At 71.2% G+C, this 14099-nt stretch carries 16 protein-coding genes; 6 read left to right on the forward strand and 10 right to left on the reverse strand.

Going from position 1 to position 14099, the window contains the following annotated elements; all coding sequences use genetic code 11:
• Positions 1-22 precede the first annotated feature (22 nt).
• Together QBJ89_RS09880 and QBJ89_RS09885 are read left to right on the forward strand one after the other, a co-directional pair.
• Complete coding sequence (locus tag QBJ89_RS09880) at positions 23-445, forward strand: hypothetical protein (RefSeq protein ID WP_277980349.1); 423 nt, start codon at positions 23-25, stop codon at positions 443-445.
• A 139-nt stretch (positions 446-584) separates the two neighbouring features.
• Complete coding sequence (locus QBJ89_RS09885; protein WP_277980350.1) at positions 585-1337, forward strand: SDR family NAD(P)-dependent oxidoreductase; 753 nt, start codon at positions 585-587, stop codon at positions 1335-1337.
• A gap of 15 nt (positions 1338-1352) precedes the next feature.
• Here QBJ89_RS09885 and QBJ89_RS09890 read toward each other — a convergent pair whose 3' ends face one another.
• Positions 1353-2789 carry a sensor domain-containing diguanylate cyclase gene (locus QBJ89_RS09890; protein ID WP_277980351.1) on the reverse strand — a complete coding sequence of 479 codons (1437 nt, stop codon included), beginning with the start codon at positions 2787-2789 and terminating at the stop codon, positions 1353-1355.
• A 110-nt stretch (positions 2790-2899) separates the two neighbouring features.
• On the opposite strand from QBJ89_RS09890, the gene QBJ89_RS09895 reads away from it, so the two are divergent.
• Entirely contained in the window at positions 2900-3814 is a 915-nt protein-coding gene (locus QBJ89_RS09895) for a tyrosine recombinase XerC (RefSeq protein ID WP_277980352.1), read from the forward strand.
• A 28-nt stretch (positions 3815-3842) separates the two neighbouring features.
• On the opposite strand, the gene QBJ89_RS09900 is transcribed toward QBJ89_RS09895, so the two are convergent.
• The 5 genes from QBJ89_RS09900 to QBJ89_RS09920 all read right to left on the reverse strand — a co-directional run bounded on the left by QBJ89_RS09900 (position 3843) and on the right by QBJ89_RS09920 (position 6870).
• Positions 3843-4445 carry a DedA family protein gene (locus QBJ89_RS09900; RefSeq protein ID WP_277980353.1) on the reverse strand — a complete coding sequence of 201 codons (603 nt, stop codon included), beginning with the start codon at positions 4443-4445 and terminating at the stop codon, positions 3843-3845.
• Between the two features lie 19 nt (positions 4446-4464).
• A complete protein-coding gene (gene gshB, locus QBJ89_RS09905; protein ID WP_277980354.1) occupies positions 4465-5424 on the reverse strand; it encodes a glutathione synthase in 960 nt (319 codons plus the stop codon).
• 101 nt (positions 5425-5525) lie between these two features.
• A complete protein-coding gene (locus tag QBJ89_RS09910; protein ID WP_277980355.1) occupies positions 5526-5897 on the reverse strand; it encodes a YraN family protein in 372 nt (123 codons plus the stop codon).
• A gap of 53 nt (positions 5898-5950) precedes the next feature.
• Entirely contained in the window at positions 5951-6412 is a 462-nt protein-coding gene (locus tag QBJ89_RS09915; RefSeq protein ID WP_277980356.1) for a c-type cytochrome, read from the reverse strand.
• Entirely contained in the window at positions 6409-6870 is a 462-nt protein-coding gene (locus QBJ89_RS09920; RefSeq protein ID WP_277980357.1) for a DUF983 domain-containing protein, read from the reverse strand. Before QBJ89_RS09920 ends, QBJ89_RS09915 begins: the two co-directional genes overlap by 4 nt.
• A 160-nt stretch (positions 6871-7030) precedes the next feature.
• On the opposite strand from QBJ89_RS09920, the gene QBJ89_RS09925 reads away from it, so the two are divergent.
• Positions 7031-7966, forward strand: coding sequence for a hypothetical protein (locus QBJ89_RS09925; protein WP_277980358.1), 936 nt, complete (start codon positions 7031-7033; stop codon positions 7964-7966).
• Here the strand turns inward: QBJ89_RS09925 and rsmI are convergent.
• The gene (gene rsmI, locus QBJ89_RS09930; RefSeq protein ID WP_277980359.1) at positions 7956-8798 is read right to left on the reverse strand and encodes a 16S rRNA (cytidine(1402)-2'-O)-methyltransferase; all 843 of its coding nucleotides are present in this window, start codon (positions 8796-8798) and stop codon (positions 7956-7958) included. The two genes, QBJ89_RS09925 and rsmI, sit on opposite strands and share 11 nt — an antisense overlap.
• Here rsmI and QBJ89_RS09935 point away from each other — a divergent pair.
• Positions 8797-9996 (forward strand): penicillin-binding protein activator, encoded by a 1200-nt coding sequence (locus QBJ89_RS09935; protein ID WP_277980360.1) that lies wholly within the window; start codon positions 8797-8799, stop codon positions 9994-9996. The two genes, rsmI and QBJ89_RS09935, sit on opposite strands and share 2 nt — an antisense overlap.
• Positions 9993-10859: an HpcH/HpaI aldolase/citrate lyase family protein gene (locus QBJ89_RS09940; RefSeq protein ID WP_277980361.1), complete on the forward strand. Its 867-nt coding sequence runs from the start codon at positions 9993-9995 to the stop codon at positions 10857-10859. Before QBJ89_RS09935 ends, QBJ89_RS09940 begins: the two co-directional genes overlap by 4 nt.
• Here QBJ89_RS09940 and QBJ89_RS09945 read toward each other — a convergent pair.
• The 3 genes from QBJ89_RS09945 to QBJ89_RS09955 form a co-directional block, all read right to left on the reverse strand.
• A complete protein-coding gene (locus QBJ89_RS09945) occupies positions 10844-11314 on the reverse strand; it encodes a hypothetical protein (protein WP_277980362.1) in 471 nt (156 codons plus the stop codon). The genes QBJ89_RS09940 and QBJ89_RS09945 overlap by 16 nt on opposite strands.
• A gap of 48 nt (positions 11315-11362) precedes the next feature.
• A complete protein-coding gene (locus tag QBJ89_RS09950; protein WP_277980363.1) occupies positions 11363-11857 on the reverse strand; it encodes a TlpA family protein disulfide reductase in 495 nt (164 codons plus the stop codon).
• Between the two features lie 82 nt (positions 11858-11939).
• Entirely contained in the window at positions 11940-14000 is a 2061-nt protein-coding gene (locus tag QBJ89_RS09955; RefSeq protein WP_277980364.1) for a TonB-dependent siderophore receptor, read from the reverse strand.
• Between the last annotated feature and the right edge of the window lie 99 nt (positions 14001-14099).

Below are 14099 nucleotides of genomic sequence, written 5' to 3' on the forward strand. Positions count from 1 at the left end.
CGGGCATCGCGGCGGGCTGCGATTGGAGCAGACCGGCGGGCTGTTCCACACGCTCCAGCGTTTCGCCTCGCACGATTCGCTGGAGGCGTGGCGGCACTCGGGAGACTATGCGCGACTGATGCGCGAGGGCGACCGCTTCTCCACGCCGCGGATCCAGGAGGTGGCGGGCGCTCCCGCGGTGGCGCGGCTGCCCAGCGACGGCGACGGGCCCAAGTGGAAGCTGTTCCTGATCAGCTGGCTCGGCGTGCTGCCGCTGGTCCTGCTGTTCAACGGCTTGATCCAGCTGCTGCCGCTGCAGCCGCCCTGGTACATGCGCGCGGTGCTGCAATCCTGCTTCCTCGTCGCGCTCATGACGTGGCTGGTCCGCCCTGCGCTGACGCGGCGGCTCAAGCCTTGGGCGATGCGCGACAGCGACGGTGACGCGCGGGTCACGAGCGATGACTGAGGTGCCGCTTGACGGCGCCGCCCGCCCGGAGCCAGGCCGGGGGGTCGCGGCAGCGGTCGTCATGCCGCTGGATCGTGCGTGCGATTGGACTATCTGCGCGGAGGGCATCCGGCGCGCTGGACCGCCATAGGAGATCGGAATGACAGTGAAAACGGCGATCGTGACGGGCGCGACCTCGGGGATCGGCGCCGCCACCGCGCGCGCGCTGGCGGGCGCGGGCTGGCAAGTGATCGCGACCGGGCGGCGCGGTGACAGGCTCGACGCGCTCCGGGCCGAGCTCGGCGGAGCCCTGCTGCCCGCCGTGTTCGACGTGCGCGACGAGGATGCGGTCGCTTCGGCGCTGGACGCGCTGCCCGACCGCTTCCGCGGCATCGACCTGCTCGTCAACAATGCCGGGCTCGCGCTGGGGACCGGCCCCGCGCAGCACGCCGATCTGGCGCAGTGGAAGACGATGATCGACACCAACGTCACCGCGCTGGTGGCGATCACGCACCGCCTGCTGCCCGGGCTGATCGAGCGCAAGGGCGCGATCATCAATCTCGCCTCCGTCGCGGGCAGCTACCCTTATCCGGGCGGCAACGTGTACGGCGGTACCAAGGCCTTCGTGCAGCAGCTCACGCTGATGCTGCGGTCGGATCTGCATGGTACCGGTGTTCGTGTCAGCGCGATCGACCCGGGCATGGTCGAGACCGAGTTCACCCTGGTGCGCACCGGCGGTGACCGGGCCGCCTCCGACACTCTTTACGCCGGCGCCGAGCCGATGACCGCCGAGGACATCGCCGCGACCGTGCTGTGGATCGCGACGCTGCCGCCGCACCTCAACGTCAATCGGCTCGAGCTGATGCCGGTGAGCCAGTCCTTCGCCGGCTTCCAGGTCGCGCGCGGCGGCTGATCGGCGGGAGCGCCGCTACGCCACCCGGCGCGGCGGCGCGAACCGGCGCTGTCCGACGCGCGCGTGCTTGGCCTGGTACAGCAGCACGTCGGCGCGGCGCGCCAGGTCACGCAGCGAGTGGCAGTCGTCGTCGAAGGCGGCGATGCCGAGCGAACCCGCGCTCGTCATCGTCACGCCGTTCGCCTCCACTGCGACTCGCAGCGCCGCTTCGACCCGCTCGCGCAGCGAGTCGAGGTCGGCGATGAGCGCCGGATCCTCGACAATCAGCGCGAACTCGTCGCCGCCAATCCGCGCCGCGAGCGTGCCGCTCAACCACGGCTCGGACAAGGCCGCGCCGGTAAGCTTCAGCACGTCGTCGCCGGCGCCGTGGCCGAGCGTGTCGTTGATCGACTTGAAGCCGTCGAGGTCGATCAGCACGAGGTGCAGAGGTGTGCGGTCGCGCCGCGCGCGCGCCATCGCATAATCGAGCGCGCGGTCGAACGCGGCGCGGTTGGCCAAGCCGGTGAGCGCGTCGATGTCGGCGGCGTGGCGCAGCTGTACCTCGAGCGCGTGGCGCTCGGTGATGTCCTGGAACACGCCGACCATGCCGATGACCCGGCCGTCGACCACCTCGGGATCGCCCATCGAGCGGACTCGTAGCGTGCGCCCGTCGGCGGTGATAAAATCAGATTCGAAGTCGAAGCGCCGACCGTCGTGAATCGCCGCCGCGATCGTGGTGGCGATGCCGTCACGCACGGCCGCGGGATAGAAGGTGAGTGCGCGCGACAGGTCGGGCTTCTCGCCCAGGGGCAGGCCATGGATGCGGTAGACGTTGTCCGACCATTCCAGCGACTGATCCGCGATCGAGAGCCGCCACGAGCCGATCATCGCGATCTGCTCGGCCTGGCGGAAGACATGATCCTGGCGCGCGAGCCTTGTGACGAGCTGCTCGCCCGTGGTGGCAATATGGATCGCCTTGAGCGCGGTGCGCCGCGCCTCGAGCAGCGCCTCGGCCAGCGCGGCGAGGTGCCGCAACGCCGCGCGCGCTGGTTCGTCGAGCGTCCGCGGGGCGATATCGACCGCGCAGATCGTCCCGACGGTGTGGCGCGCGCCGTCCTGGCCGAGCACGTTGACGGGTGCGCCGGCGTAGAAGCGCAGGCCGTTCTCCACCACCAGCGGGCTGGTGCCAAAGCGGGCGTCGGCGGCGAGGTCCTCGATCACGACCATGTCGCGCTCGGAGACGGTGCGATCGCAGAAGGCGATGTCGCGCTGGAGCTCGCGCGTCTTGGTCGGCCCCGTGCTGGCCTTGATCCACAGCCGGTCGCGGTCGACGAGATTGAGCAGCGCGGTGGGGCAGCCGAGCAGCTGCGCCGCGAGCGCCACCAGCGCGTCGAATTCCTTCTCGGGCTCGCTGTCGAGCAGCGCGAGCGCGTTCAGCGCGGCGAGCCGGCTCGACTCCACTGCCGGGGCCATGAGAGAAGCGGAAGGTGCCATCGCCGACCTTATGGTTGCCTCACGTTAATTTACCTTTTGCACCCGCGCGTAAGCACGCAAAATGCGACGAAAGGAGAAATTCGACCGCGATGCTGGACGTGCCGCTGACGCTTGCCGACCTTTATGCGATCCATCTCGCGCGTGACCGTCGTCGCTCGGAACATACGGTGCGCGCCTATCGCGCCACCGCGGCGCGGCTGCTGGCCTTCCTGTCCGGGCACTGGGGTGAGGCGGTCGACCGCACGCGGCTGGCGCGAGTCGATGCCGCCGACCTGCGCGCCTATCTCGCGCACCGGCGCGGCGCTGCGACGGGCGGCGGCGCCGGGCTGGGTAACGCCTCGGCCGCACGCGAGCTCTCAGCGGTGCGCGGCTTCCTCGAGTGGGCGGGCGGCACCGGGGCGGCGCCGCGGCTGCGCGGGCCACGCGTGCGCAAGGGCGTGCCGCGCCCGATCGCCCCGCACGAGGCGGTCGCGCTCGCCACCGACGTGGCGGAGGATAGCGACGAGCCCTGGGTGGCGGCGCGCGACTGGGCGGTGCTGCTGCTGCTGTACGGCGCCGGGCTGCGGATCGGCGAGGCGGTGACGCTGCCGGGCGCGGTGATGCCGCTGGGCGAGTCGCTGCGCGTCACCGGCAAGCGCGCCAAGACGCGCGTCGTGCCGCTGCTCGCCCAGGTGCGCGCCGCGATCGAGCGCTACACCGCGCTGTGCCCGTGGCCGCTCGCGGCGGACGCGCCGCTGTTCCGGGGGGTGAAGGGCGGCGCGCTCTCGCCCGGCGTGGTGCGGCTCAAGGTGCGCGGCGCACGCGCGCGGCTCGGGCTGGGTGAGCGCACCACGCCGCACGCGCTGCGCCACAGTTTCGCGACCCATCTGCTCGGCCGCGGCGCCGACCTGCGCGCGTTGCAGGAACTGCTCGGCCACGCCAGCCTGAGCTCGACCCAGATCTACACGGCCGTCGACGCGGCGCACCTGCTCGACGTGTACCGCGCCGCGCACCCACGGGGATGATCGTGCGGATTCCGGCAGGATGGGATTGCTACTCGGCGCGCGGTGACCAAGTGACGACGCGGTAGACGTAATAACCCAGCGCCAGCACCGTCAACACGATCCCGACCGGCCCGACATAGCGATCCAGCTCGCTGAAGCGGCTGCCGAGATAAAAGCCCGCGCCGGCCAGCACCGCGTTCCAGATGATGCTGCCGAGGAAGGTCATCACCAGGAAGCGCCATAACGGCATGGCCGCCATGCCCGCCGGCAGGGAGATCATCGTGCGGAAGGTGGGCATGAAGCGGAAGACGAAGATGACCCAGCCGCCGTGATGGTGGAAGAAGTGCTGGACGCGCTCGACGTCGCTCCACTCCATCGTCAGCCAGCGGCCGTGCCGCTCGACGAGGGGGCGGAAGCGCGCATAGCCGACGCGTCGCCCGATGACGTACCAGAAGACGTTGCCCGCGGTAGTGCCGGCGGTGCCCCAGAGCAGCAGCGGCACAAGCTCCATCTGCCCGCGTGCCACCGCGATGCCGCCCAGCCCCATGATCACCTCGGAGGGAATGGGCGGAACGACATTCTCCAGCGCCATCAGGAGGAAGATCCCGAGATAACCGCCTTTGACGATCCAGCTGACGATGAACTCGGTCACGCCTTGGCCAACGGCGCGGTCAGCGCGTGCGTTCCGCGTGGCGGCGCTCGATCGCGTCCCAGATAAGACCGGCGACATCGGTGCCATCGAACCGCTCGATCGCGACGATGCCGGTCGGCGAGGTGACGTTGATCTCGGTCAGCCACTCGCCGCCGATCACGTCGATGCCGACGAAGATCAGCCCGCGCCGCTTGAGCTCGGGCCCGAGCACCGCGCAGATCTCGCGCTCGCGCGGCGTCAGCTCGGTCTTCTCGGCCGATCCGCCGACCGCGAGGTTGCTGCGGATCTCGCCCTCGCCCGGCAGCCGGTTGATCGCGCCGGCCACCTCGCCGTCGACCAGCACGATGCGCTTGTCGCCCTTGGCGACGTCGGGAAGGAAGGCCTGCACCATGTGCGGCTCGCGCCAGGTCTGGTTGAACACCTCGAGCAGCGCCGAAAGGTTCTCGCCCTCCGGCCCGACGCGGAAGATGGCCTTGCCGCCGTTGCCGTGAAGCGGCTTGACCACGATCGCGCCGTGCTCGCGCAGGAACGCGCGCGTCTCGTCGAGCGACCGCGTCACCAGCGTCGGCGGCATGAAGCGCGCATAATCGAGCACGAACACCTTCTCGGGCGCGTTGCGCACGCTGGCGGGATCGTTGACCACCAGAGTGCGATCGGCAATCCGCTCAAGCAGGTGCGTGGCGGTGATATAGCCGAGATCGAACGGCGGATCCTGGCGCATCAGCACCACGTCGGCCCTTACGCCGAGGTCGAGCGCGACCGGCTTCTCGAAGCGGAAATGATCGCCTTGCACACGCTGCACCGTCACCGGGTGCGCTTGCGTCCACAACCTGCCGTCCGACCAGTTGAGCTGGTCGGCGGTGTAGTGGAACAGTCGGTGCCCGCGCTGCTGCGCCGACAGCATCAGCGCGAAGGTCGAGTCACCGGCGATGTTGATCTGGTCGATCGGATCCATCTGGACCGCGACGGTGAGCGCCATGGACTGTCCCTTTCCGGCAGAGCGATGCGGCGGCAGGTAGGGTGGCGCAGAGGCAATGTCACGCGCGGTCGCGCCGGCTTGGGCGCGGCCTGCCCTGGGGCTCAGCCGATCCAGGCGTTCTCGATGTGGCGCGGGCGCGTGCCGGGGGCGAGCAGCAGCACGTCGACGCGGATGTCGTCGCCCGGCAACGCGTAGCGCGGCATCAGCAGCTCGGCGGCGGCGGCCACGCGCGCGAGCCGGCGTTCGTCGATCGCCAGATCGAGCTCAGCGGCCGTGCGCCGTGCTTTCACCTCGACGAAGGCGACCAGCGCACCGCGCCGTGCCACCAGATCGACCTCGCCCGCCGGCGTACGCACGCGGCGGTCGAGGATCTGCCAGCCCTGCAGTCGCAGCCACCAGGCGGCGAGCCGCTCGCCGCGGCGGCCGGCCGCCTCGGCGTCGCGACGGTCGAGCGGAGAGCGGGGGCGGCGCATGATCGCGAGCGTGCCCGAGCCCCGTCGTTGCGGCAAGCACGCGCTGGCCCGGCTCAGCGAGCCGCGTCGCTCTGTCGATGCAGATAGGCGATCAGGTCGGCGCGATCGAGCGGGTCGCGCACGCCGGGGAAGCGCATCGCGGTACCGGGGGCGACCGCGGCGGGGTCGGCGAGCCAGGCGTCCATCGTCGCGTCGGTCCACCGGCCTCCGTGTGCGCGCAGGGCGGCGGTATAGCCGAATCGTGAGCTCACCCCGGCAACGGGTGCGCCCATCACATCGCGCAGGTTCGGCCCGTTGCGGTCGCCCGCGCCCGCGCCGATCGTGTGGCAGGCGGCGCACTGGCCGAACAGGCGCGCGCCGCGGCCTGCGTCGGCCGCGGCGAGCCGCGCCGCCAGCGTCGGGTTCGCGCCTAGCGCCCTGCGCCGGGCCGCCACGTCGCCGTCGCCGTCGCCGTCGCCGCAAGCGGCGAGCAGCGCCAGCGTCGCCAGCGCAAGCGTGACGTGCCGTGCGCTCACTGGTCGAAGTCGCTCGCGCCCGAGGTCCCGTGCAGATCGGACCAGAGCCTGCGCGTGCCCGCCTCCTGCGCGCGATTGACGTATTGCGACGCGACCAGCCAGCCCTTGATCGGGCGCAGCGGCAGCAGCGTGCCGAGCGCCATCACCGGCACCGAGGTGACGAGATGGACCCAGGCGGGTGGATCGAATGCGACCTGCAGCCACACCACGAAGGCGGTCAGCGGCAGCGCGATGATGCACAGCGAGAAGAAAGCGGGGCCATCGTCGGGGGCGGCGAAACGATAATCCAGGCCGCAATGATCACAGCGCGGTACCACCTTGAGCCAGGAGGCGAACATCTTGCCTTCGCCGCAACGCGGGCAGCTGCCGCGCCAGCCCGAGCGGATGATCCACCAGAAGCGGTCGCGGCCGCTCGGCACAGCGGCGGCGGGGGCGGGGGCGGGGGGCGTCGGTTCCATGCGCGGCGATGTAGGCGCGGCGGCGCGCGGGTTCGATGGGACAGATCGTCCCACCCGTCGCCGCACGAGCGCCAATCCCCGCTCGATCCGGATGAGAATGGGCGTGGGCACAAGTAGTTGGCACGCCTAAGCTGAACGCCGTACCACGACGGAGGAGGCGATGGTCGTCATCAATCTGGCAGCGCTGGTCATCGCCGCGGCGCAGCTCCCCGGCCCGGGGCCGAGCGCGGCGGCTCCCCCGTCGGCGCCGGCCGGCGCGGCGGCAAGCATCACCGAGCCCCCGCCCGCACCCCCTGCCGATCAGCGGCTCGGCGACAACGGCGACATCATCGTCGCCGCACCGACCCGCAAGGTCATCGGCAACCAGGTGCGCGCGGCGACCGGCCCGGTCTCGCAGAACGTGCCGATCGCTCGCTTCCAGGATCCCGTCTGTGTCGCCGTCGGGGGGCTGTCGAGCAAGGTGTCGAGCGAGATCGCGCAGCGCATGCTCGACGACGCCGATACCGTGGGTATCTCGCTCGCCGGCGATCGCTGTCGGCCCAACACGATGGTGCTGTTCGTCGATGACGCGCACGCCGAGGTGGCGAAGATGGCCAAGTCCAACCATCGCGCGCTGCTGGGCGTCGGCTTCCAAGCGCGGCGTGCGCTGCTCAAGAGCAAGGGGCCGGCGTTCGCCTGGCGGCTCACCGAGGTGCGCACGCGCGACGGCGAGACGAGCCTGCCCGGGGACGGACCGCCGACCTTCCGCATCGCATCCGCGTCGCGGCTCGTCCAGCCGGTGCGGCAGGACGTGGTCACCGCGGTGCTGATCGTCGAGCGCAAGGCAGTGGTGGGCAAGACCTCGCGTCAGCTCGCCGACTACGCCGCGCTGCGCCTGTTCGCCGGCGCGCGCGAGCTGCCCGGCGGAGGGCTCGACACGATGCTGGCGCTGTTCGGTGGCAAGTCCGCGCCGCCCGCGCAGCTCACCGCCTTCGACCGCGGCTACCTGCGCGGCCTGTACACGGGCGGAGCCAACGCCTTCGCTTATACCCAGCGCGGCCGCATGGCGGGGGCGATCGCGCGCGAGAATGAGGCGAGCACGCCCGCTACCCCTTGAGCTCCAGCGCGCGCGCATAAAGTTCGCGGCGATCGAGCCCGAGCGCCTTGGCCACCTCGCCCGCCGCCTTGGACGCGGGCAGGCGGGTAAGCGCTTCGGTGAGCGCGGCGTCGGCGTCGTCCGCGCTCGCTGGAGCGGGCGGAGCGGGGGGCGCGACCACGATGACGATCTCGCCCCTCGGCGGCGCCTCGGCATAGCGCGCCGCCAGGTCACCGAGCGTGCCGGTCACCGCCTCCTCGAACCTCTTGGTGATCTCGCGGCACACCGCCGCTTCGCGCTCGCCCAGAAGTTGTGCCAGCGCGGCGAGGCAGGCACCCAGGCGGGGCCCCGATTCGTACAGCACGAGCGTGGCGCGCACCGCCGCCACCTCGCGGATCGTCTCGGCGCGCGCCTGCTCCTTCGGGGGCAGGAAACCGAGGAAGAGGAAGCGATCGGTCGGCAGCCCGGCGAGCGTCAGCGCGGCCACCGCGGCGCAGGCGCCCGGGACGGTGACGACATGGCGCCCCGCTGCGCGCGCCTCGCGCACCAGCTTGTAGCCCGGATCGGAGATCAGCGGCGTGCCCGCGTCGGAGACGAGCGCGACCACCTGGGTCGCCATCCGCTCGATCAGGCGCGGCCGCACCTCGGCGGCATTGTGGTCGTGATAAGGAGTCATCGGCCGCTTGGTGCCGATGTGGCGGAGCAGCCCGGCGGTGACGCGCGAGTCCTCCACCGCGATGACGTCGGCGGCGGCGAGCACCTCCGCCGCACGCGGCGAGAGATCGCCGAGATTGCCGATCGGGGTGGCGACGATGTAGAGCCCAGGCGGTAGAGAGTTCACGGGAGTTGTCATGGCAGAGGCGATCGGGCGACCGCAATGGTCGAACGCATGGGGCCGATTGGTCGCGGTCACCGGCGCGCTGCTGCTCGCGGCCTGTTCGACGGTGGTGCCGCGCGCCCCCGTCGAGGCGCCGCGCGCGCAGACCCAGGCGCCACCGCCGCGCGATACCGCGCCCGAGGTGGTCAGCGGCCTGCCGCGCGACACCGAGCGGCACCGCGTCGCGCTGCTGGTGCCGCTGTCGGGCAGCAACGCCGGCGTCGGCCGCAGCCTCGCGAACGCCACCCAGCTGGCGCTGCTCGACACGCGCAACGCGCAGGTGCGAATCACCAGCTACGACACCGCCACCGGCGCGGCGCAGGCCGCCTCGCGCGCGATCGCCGACGGCGCGCAGCTGATCCTCGGGCCGCTGCTGGCCGAGGACGTGCGCGCGGTCGCTCCGATCGCGCATGCCGCGAAGGTGCCGGTCCTGTCCTTCTCCAACGACACGGGCGTTGCCGGTAACGGCACCTATGTGCTGGGCTATGCGCCGGCGCAGTCGATCGAGCGCGTCGTCGGCTTCGCGCGGGCGCGGGGCATGAACAACTTCGGCGGGCTGGTGCCCAACGCCCTCTATGGCAGCCGCGCCTCCACCGCCTTCCTGCGCGCGGTCGAACAGGCCGGCGGGCGCGTGGTCTCGTTGCAGACCTATGATCGTGGCCCCGGCGCGCTGAGCGCGGCGGTGCAGCGCATGGCCAAGGACGCACCGTTCGACGCGATCCTGATCGCGGACAGCGCCGGCTCGGCCACCGCGGCGGTACCGCTGCTCCGCCGCACCAGCCCGTCCGCGCAGATCCTGGGCACCGAATTGTGGAACGCCGACAAGGGCGCGAGTGCGCCGGCGCTGAGCGGCTCATGGTTCGCCAGCGTGCCTGACGATTTGTACCGCCAATATGCGCGCAACTATCGCACCCGCTTCAACGCCGCGCCCTATCGGCTGTCGAGCCTCGGCTATGACTCGGTGCTGCTGGTGGTTCGGATCGCGCGCGACTGGCAGCCGGGAACGACCTTTCCCGAACCGCGGCTGCGCGACGCGGATGGCTTCGCCGGGATCGACGGCGCGTTCCGCTTCGGCCGTGACGGCGTCGCCGAGCGCGCGCTGGAGGTGAAGGAACTGCGAGCCGGCGGCGCGGTGGCGGTCTCGCCCGCACCGACGGGGTTCGCGGGAAAGTGAGTGCGGTCGCGGCGCGCCCGCGTCGCAGCGCGCTGTTCCTTCCCGCGTCGAACCAGCGCGCGCTCGCCAAGTCGCGCACGCTCGACTGCGACGCCGTCATCCTCGACCTTGAGGATTCAGTCGCGCCCGCGGTAAAGCGCGACGCGCGCGAGGCCGCGCTCATGGCCCTCGCGGCGGGTGACTGGGGCGCGCGCGAGCGGGTCGTGCGAGCCAACGGCGCCGACAGCGACTGGGGCGCCGGCGACTTGGCCGCGCTGCGCGGCGCGCCGCTCGACGCGGTGCTGCTCCCCAAGGTGGACGGCCCCGACATGCTCCGCGCCGCACGCGCCACGCTGGGTCAGGGACCTGCGCTCTGGGCGATGATCGAGACGTGCGCCGGCGTCACGGCGTTGCGCTCGATTGCGGCGACGGCGCGTGAGACCGGGCTCGCCGCGCTGGTGGTCGGGCCAAACGATCTCGCGCGCGAGCTGCGCTGCACGCCGGGCGAGGATCGCGCGCCGCTGTGGCCGATCCTCACCGAGGTGGTGCTAGCCGCACGGCTCGCCGGCATCGTCGCGCTCGATGGCGTCACCAATGTGATCGACGACGCCGCGGCCGTCGAGCGCGCCTGCGCGCAGGGCGCGCGCTGGGGGTTCGACGGCAAGACGCTGATCCATCCGGCGCAGATCCATGCCGCCAATCGTGCCTTCGCGCCTTCCACGGAGGCGGTCGCCCGCGCCGAACGGATCGTCGCCGCCTTCGCCTTACCCGAGCATGACGCGCTGGGTGCGATCCGGATCGACGGCGAGATGGTGGAGCGGCTTCACCTCGCCGAGGCAGAGCGGCTCATCGCCTTCGACCGTGCAATTCAGTCGCGGCAATAGCCTTCGCCTGGTGTGACCGTCAGACAGTCCTTCTTGCCATCGAGATATTTCAGGCCGGTCGCGGCGCCGTCGCTCGGCCGCAGCACTTGGCGCCCGCCGTTGCGTTCGAAGACGATGCCCTCCGCGGTGACCTTGCCGTCGTAGGTCCCCTTATCGTCAAGGCTCCACTGCATCGCCAGCGAGACCGCATCGTCCGCGCCAGCGCGCGGCGAGACGACGAGGTTAAGCCCTTCCACCCCGCGCCACCGCCCCAGATATGTCGCGCGCGATGGTGCCGGAGTAGCGGTCGGAGACGAAGAATTGGACGTGCCGTCGGACCGGCTTCCGGCGAGGTCCGGGGCGGCGGTTGCGTTGGCCGCAGCCCCGGGTCTCTCGTCGCGCCCCGCTTCTGCGGAGCGATCGCCGCACCCGGCGAGCAGGAGCAGGGCAACACCGGTCAGCGCGAGGGTCTTCATCCCCGCTCAACTCGCGCGGTGCCGTGCCGTTCCGTCGCGCGGGCCGCTTCACTCCTGGGGCGGAGGCTCTTTCAGCAGCGGGATCAGCTCACGGTTGAGATCGTCGAGGTCCAGTGCCGCCGCCTTGGCGTAGCGGACCACCCCGGCACGATCGATGATATAGTTGGTCGGCACGGCGGGCATTTCCGCGCTCATGCCTTTGATGCGGCGCACCGCCGGGATCGCCATGGCGGCGAACAGCGGCTTGAGTTGGTGCAGCGGTGCCGATCCGTCGGTCGCTACCGCAAAAACGCTGAGCCCATGCTGCCGGGTGTGCCGATAGTAACGGTCAAGCAGCGGCAGCTCGGTGCGGCACGGCACGCACCACGTCGCCCAGAAGTTGAGCAGCACCACCTCACCGCGATGCTGGGCGAGTGTGGTCTTGCTGCCGTCGACCAGCGTCAGCTCGATCGGCGGCGCCGGCTGCCCGACCTTGAGCTCGCGCGCGGTGGCTGGCGACGCGAGCAGTGCGCTGGCGAGCGCGCAAAGCAGCAAGTGGCGCATCGGTCTTGTCCCCCCTGCCGACACGCTGGCGCGGCCACGCTGCCCCGGTCAAGCGGCCGATCGACCCGATCTGGTCCCGAACTCAGGACGCCGACGCGAGCGACAATCGAATGCTCGCCGGCGGCGCCGCCGCCAGCAGGTCGGATCCCGTCGCCGCCCAGTGTCGGCCACCGGCTTCGCCATAGACGCGGAGTGTCACCGCGCGCCCACCGAGCGGGAAGCGATAGCCCGCGCCGGCGGCGAACGCGACGTGGCCCGGGACGAAGCCGAGGTTGAGCGAGTCCAGTGCGCGCCGCCCCGCGGCGGTGGCGCCGACCGAAAGATCGAGCCCGGTCGATGCCGCCAGACGGTAGGTGAGCAGCAGCGATCCGGTACGTCGCGGCGTGTTTTCGATCAGCTTGCCCAGCATCATCGCTGCGCCCGAGCGCTGGCGCGCATCGACGAGCGTGGCGCCCGCGAGCAGCGAGAGTGCCGGCGCCAGCTCGCCCGCCCCCGACAGCTCGATGCCTTGGTAGCGCGCGCGGCCGTCCTGCACGAAGCGGTGCTGATCGTTGATGTAGGAGGCGGCGCGATCGACGCGGAACCAGGCCGCGCTCCAGGTGAGCGCGTGCGGTAGCGTGAGCTTCGCGCCGATCTCTTCCTGCGTGCTGCGCGCCGCCGGCAGCGTCTCCCCGAAATTGACCGCGATCTGCTGGGCGGTGCCGCCCGGCTCCAGCCCCTCGACATGGCTGGCGTACAGGCTGGCCAAGGCGGTCGGCTTCAGCGTCGCCGCATAAGACCACAGGGCGGGGCGCTCGAGATGGTCGCGGCGCGGATCGCGCTCGCGATAGGCGGTGAAGCGGTGCCCGACGGTCAGGTCGAGCCACTCGCCCAAGGCGGCGCGATCGAGCAGGAACAGGCCGGCGTCCTCGGTGCGCTGCCGCTCGCTGGGGAGCAGAGACGCGGCGGCGGGGGGCGGGAGGATGCGCGGTCGATACAGGTTCTGAGCGACTCGATAGCGAAGCGGTAGTGGCAGCGAAGTGGTGCGGTCGCTCTCGGCGGCGCCCAACACCAGGTGATGGAGGATGGGGCCGCTCCGGATCGTGCCGGCGAGATCGACCTGGAACAGCTGGACGCGATGGGGATTGCGGCGTGTTAGCAGCACGGTGACGATCCCGTCGCCGCTTGCCGCATCGAAGCCGCCGAAGGAGGAGTAAGCGCGCGCTCGATCGAGCCGGGACTCGCCCATGCTCAACGACGCGCTCCACCCCGGCGCAAGCACGTAGCGGCCGCGGAGCAGCAGATTGCGGCGCCAGGCGCTGGCGCGCATCCAGCGGGCGCCAAGGTTGCGGTCGGTGGGCGGCAAGGGCGGCAGCACGATGCGACCGGCCCGCGGCACCAGCGCGAACTCGGTGGGCTCGGCGATGTCGCGTGCCACATGGTCGACGTCGAGCGTGATCGTGAGCCGCTCGCTCGGTCGCCAGTCGATCGCGGCGGCGGCGAAGCGTCGCCAGCCGTCGACCTGGTCGATGCCAGGAAGCAGCTCGGCAGCGCCGGCGTTGACACGCAGGCCGATCCCGTCCGTCAGCGGCCGGTCGATATCGAGCGCGGCGCCCGCTCCGCCGTGCGTGTCGCCGAATGCCTCGAACCGATCCTTCGCGCGGCCGCTGGGGCGTTTGCTCACCAGGTCGACGATCCCCGACGGCGCGGCAAAGCCGTAGCGCAGCCCTGCCGCGCCCTTCAGCACTTCCACGCGGTCGAGCGTCTCGATCGGCGCGTCGACCAGGTTGACGATCGGCAGGACTCCATTCAGGCGGTAGTTGGTGAAATTGTTGGCGGGGATGCCCCGGATCGCGACATTGGCGTAGACCAGCGCCGAAATCTGCGCCTCGGACACGCCGGGCACGTCATGGAGAACATCGGCCAAGGAACGCGCCTGCTGGGTATCGAGCACTGCGCGCCGCAGGATCGTGAAGGTCGCGGGGATGTCGAGTTGCCGCGCGTCGCGGAAGATGCCGGCCTGCACCGCATCGGCCCCGTAACTCTCCGGTCGGTCGGCGGTGACGACGATCTCGTCCTCGGGTGTTTCGCCGCGCTGCGCGCTCGCTATGGTCGGAGCGAATGCCGCTATCGTCGCGGCGGCGCCGGTGACCAACCGCCGCATCAAGCCTTTCTCGTTCGTCATTCCGCTTGACTATGGCTGTTGCGAGTGTCTCGCAACAAATGGCCGACCCGCTTCGAAGACGCTGCACCGGTTGACCTG

The sequence above is a fragment of the Sphingomonas phyllosphaerae genome (assembly GCF_029623345.1).
GTDB classification, from domain to species: Bacteria; Pseudomonadota; Alphaproteobacteria; order Sphingomonadales; family Sphingomonadaceae; genus Sphingomonas; species Sphingomonas phyllosphaerae_C.

What these genes read in the sequence shown, in the direction of transcription:
- QBJ89_RS09955 (WP_277980364.1), bottom strand. Translation starts at nt 14,000, where the DNA reads ATGCGGCGGTTGGTCACCGGCGCCGCCGCGACGATAGCGGCATTCGCT.
- QBJ89_RS09885 (WP_277980350.1), top strand. Translation starts at nt 585, where the DNA reads ATGACAGTGAAAACGGCGATCGTGACGGGCGCGACCTCGGGGATCGGC.
- QBJ89_RS09935 (WP_277980360.1), top strand. Translation starts at nt 8,797, where the DNA reads ATGGCAGAGGCGATCGGGCGACCGCAATGGTCGAACGCATGGGGCCGA.
- QBJ89_RS09925 (WP_277980358.1), top strand. Translation starts at nt 7,031, where the DNA reads ATGGTCGTCATCAATCTGGCAGCGCTGGTCATCGCCGCGGCGCAGCTC.
- rsmI (WP_277980359.1), bottom strand. Translation starts at nt 8,798, where the DNA reads ATGACAACTCCCGTGAACTCTCTACCGCCTGGGCTCTACATCGTCGCC.
- QBJ89_RS09910 (WP_277980355.1), bottom strand. Translation starts at nt 5,897, where the DNA reads ATGCGCCGCCCCCGCTCTCCGCTCGACCGTCGCGACGCCGAGGCGGCC.
- QBJ89_RS09945 (WP_277980362.1), bottom strand. Translation starts at nt 11,314, where the DNA reads ATGAAGACCCTCGCGCTGACCGGTGTTGCCCTGCTCCTGCTCGCCGGG.
- QBJ89_RS09920 (WP_277980357.1), bottom strand. Translation starts at nt 6,870, where the DNA reads ATGGAACCGACGCCCCCCGCCCCCGCCCCCGCCGCCGCTGTGCCGAGC.
- QBJ89_RS09890 (WP_277980351.1), bottom strand. Translation starts at nt 2,789, where the DNA reads ATGGCCCCGGCAGTGGAGTCGAGCCGGCTCGCCGCGCTGAACGCGCTC.
- QBJ89_RS09895 (WP_277980352.1), top strand. Translation starts at nt 2,900, where the DNA reads ATGCTGGACGTGCCGCTGACGCTTGCCGACCTTTATGCGATCCATCTC.
- gshB (WP_277980354.1), bottom strand. Translation starts at nt 5,424, where the DNA reads ATGGCGCTCACCGTCGCGGTCCAGATGGATCCGATCGACCAGATCAAC.
- QBJ89_RS09950 (WP_277980363.1), bottom strand. Translation starts at nt 11,857, where the DNA reads ATGCGCCACTTGCTGCTTTGCGCGCTCGCCAGCGCACTGCTCGCGTCG.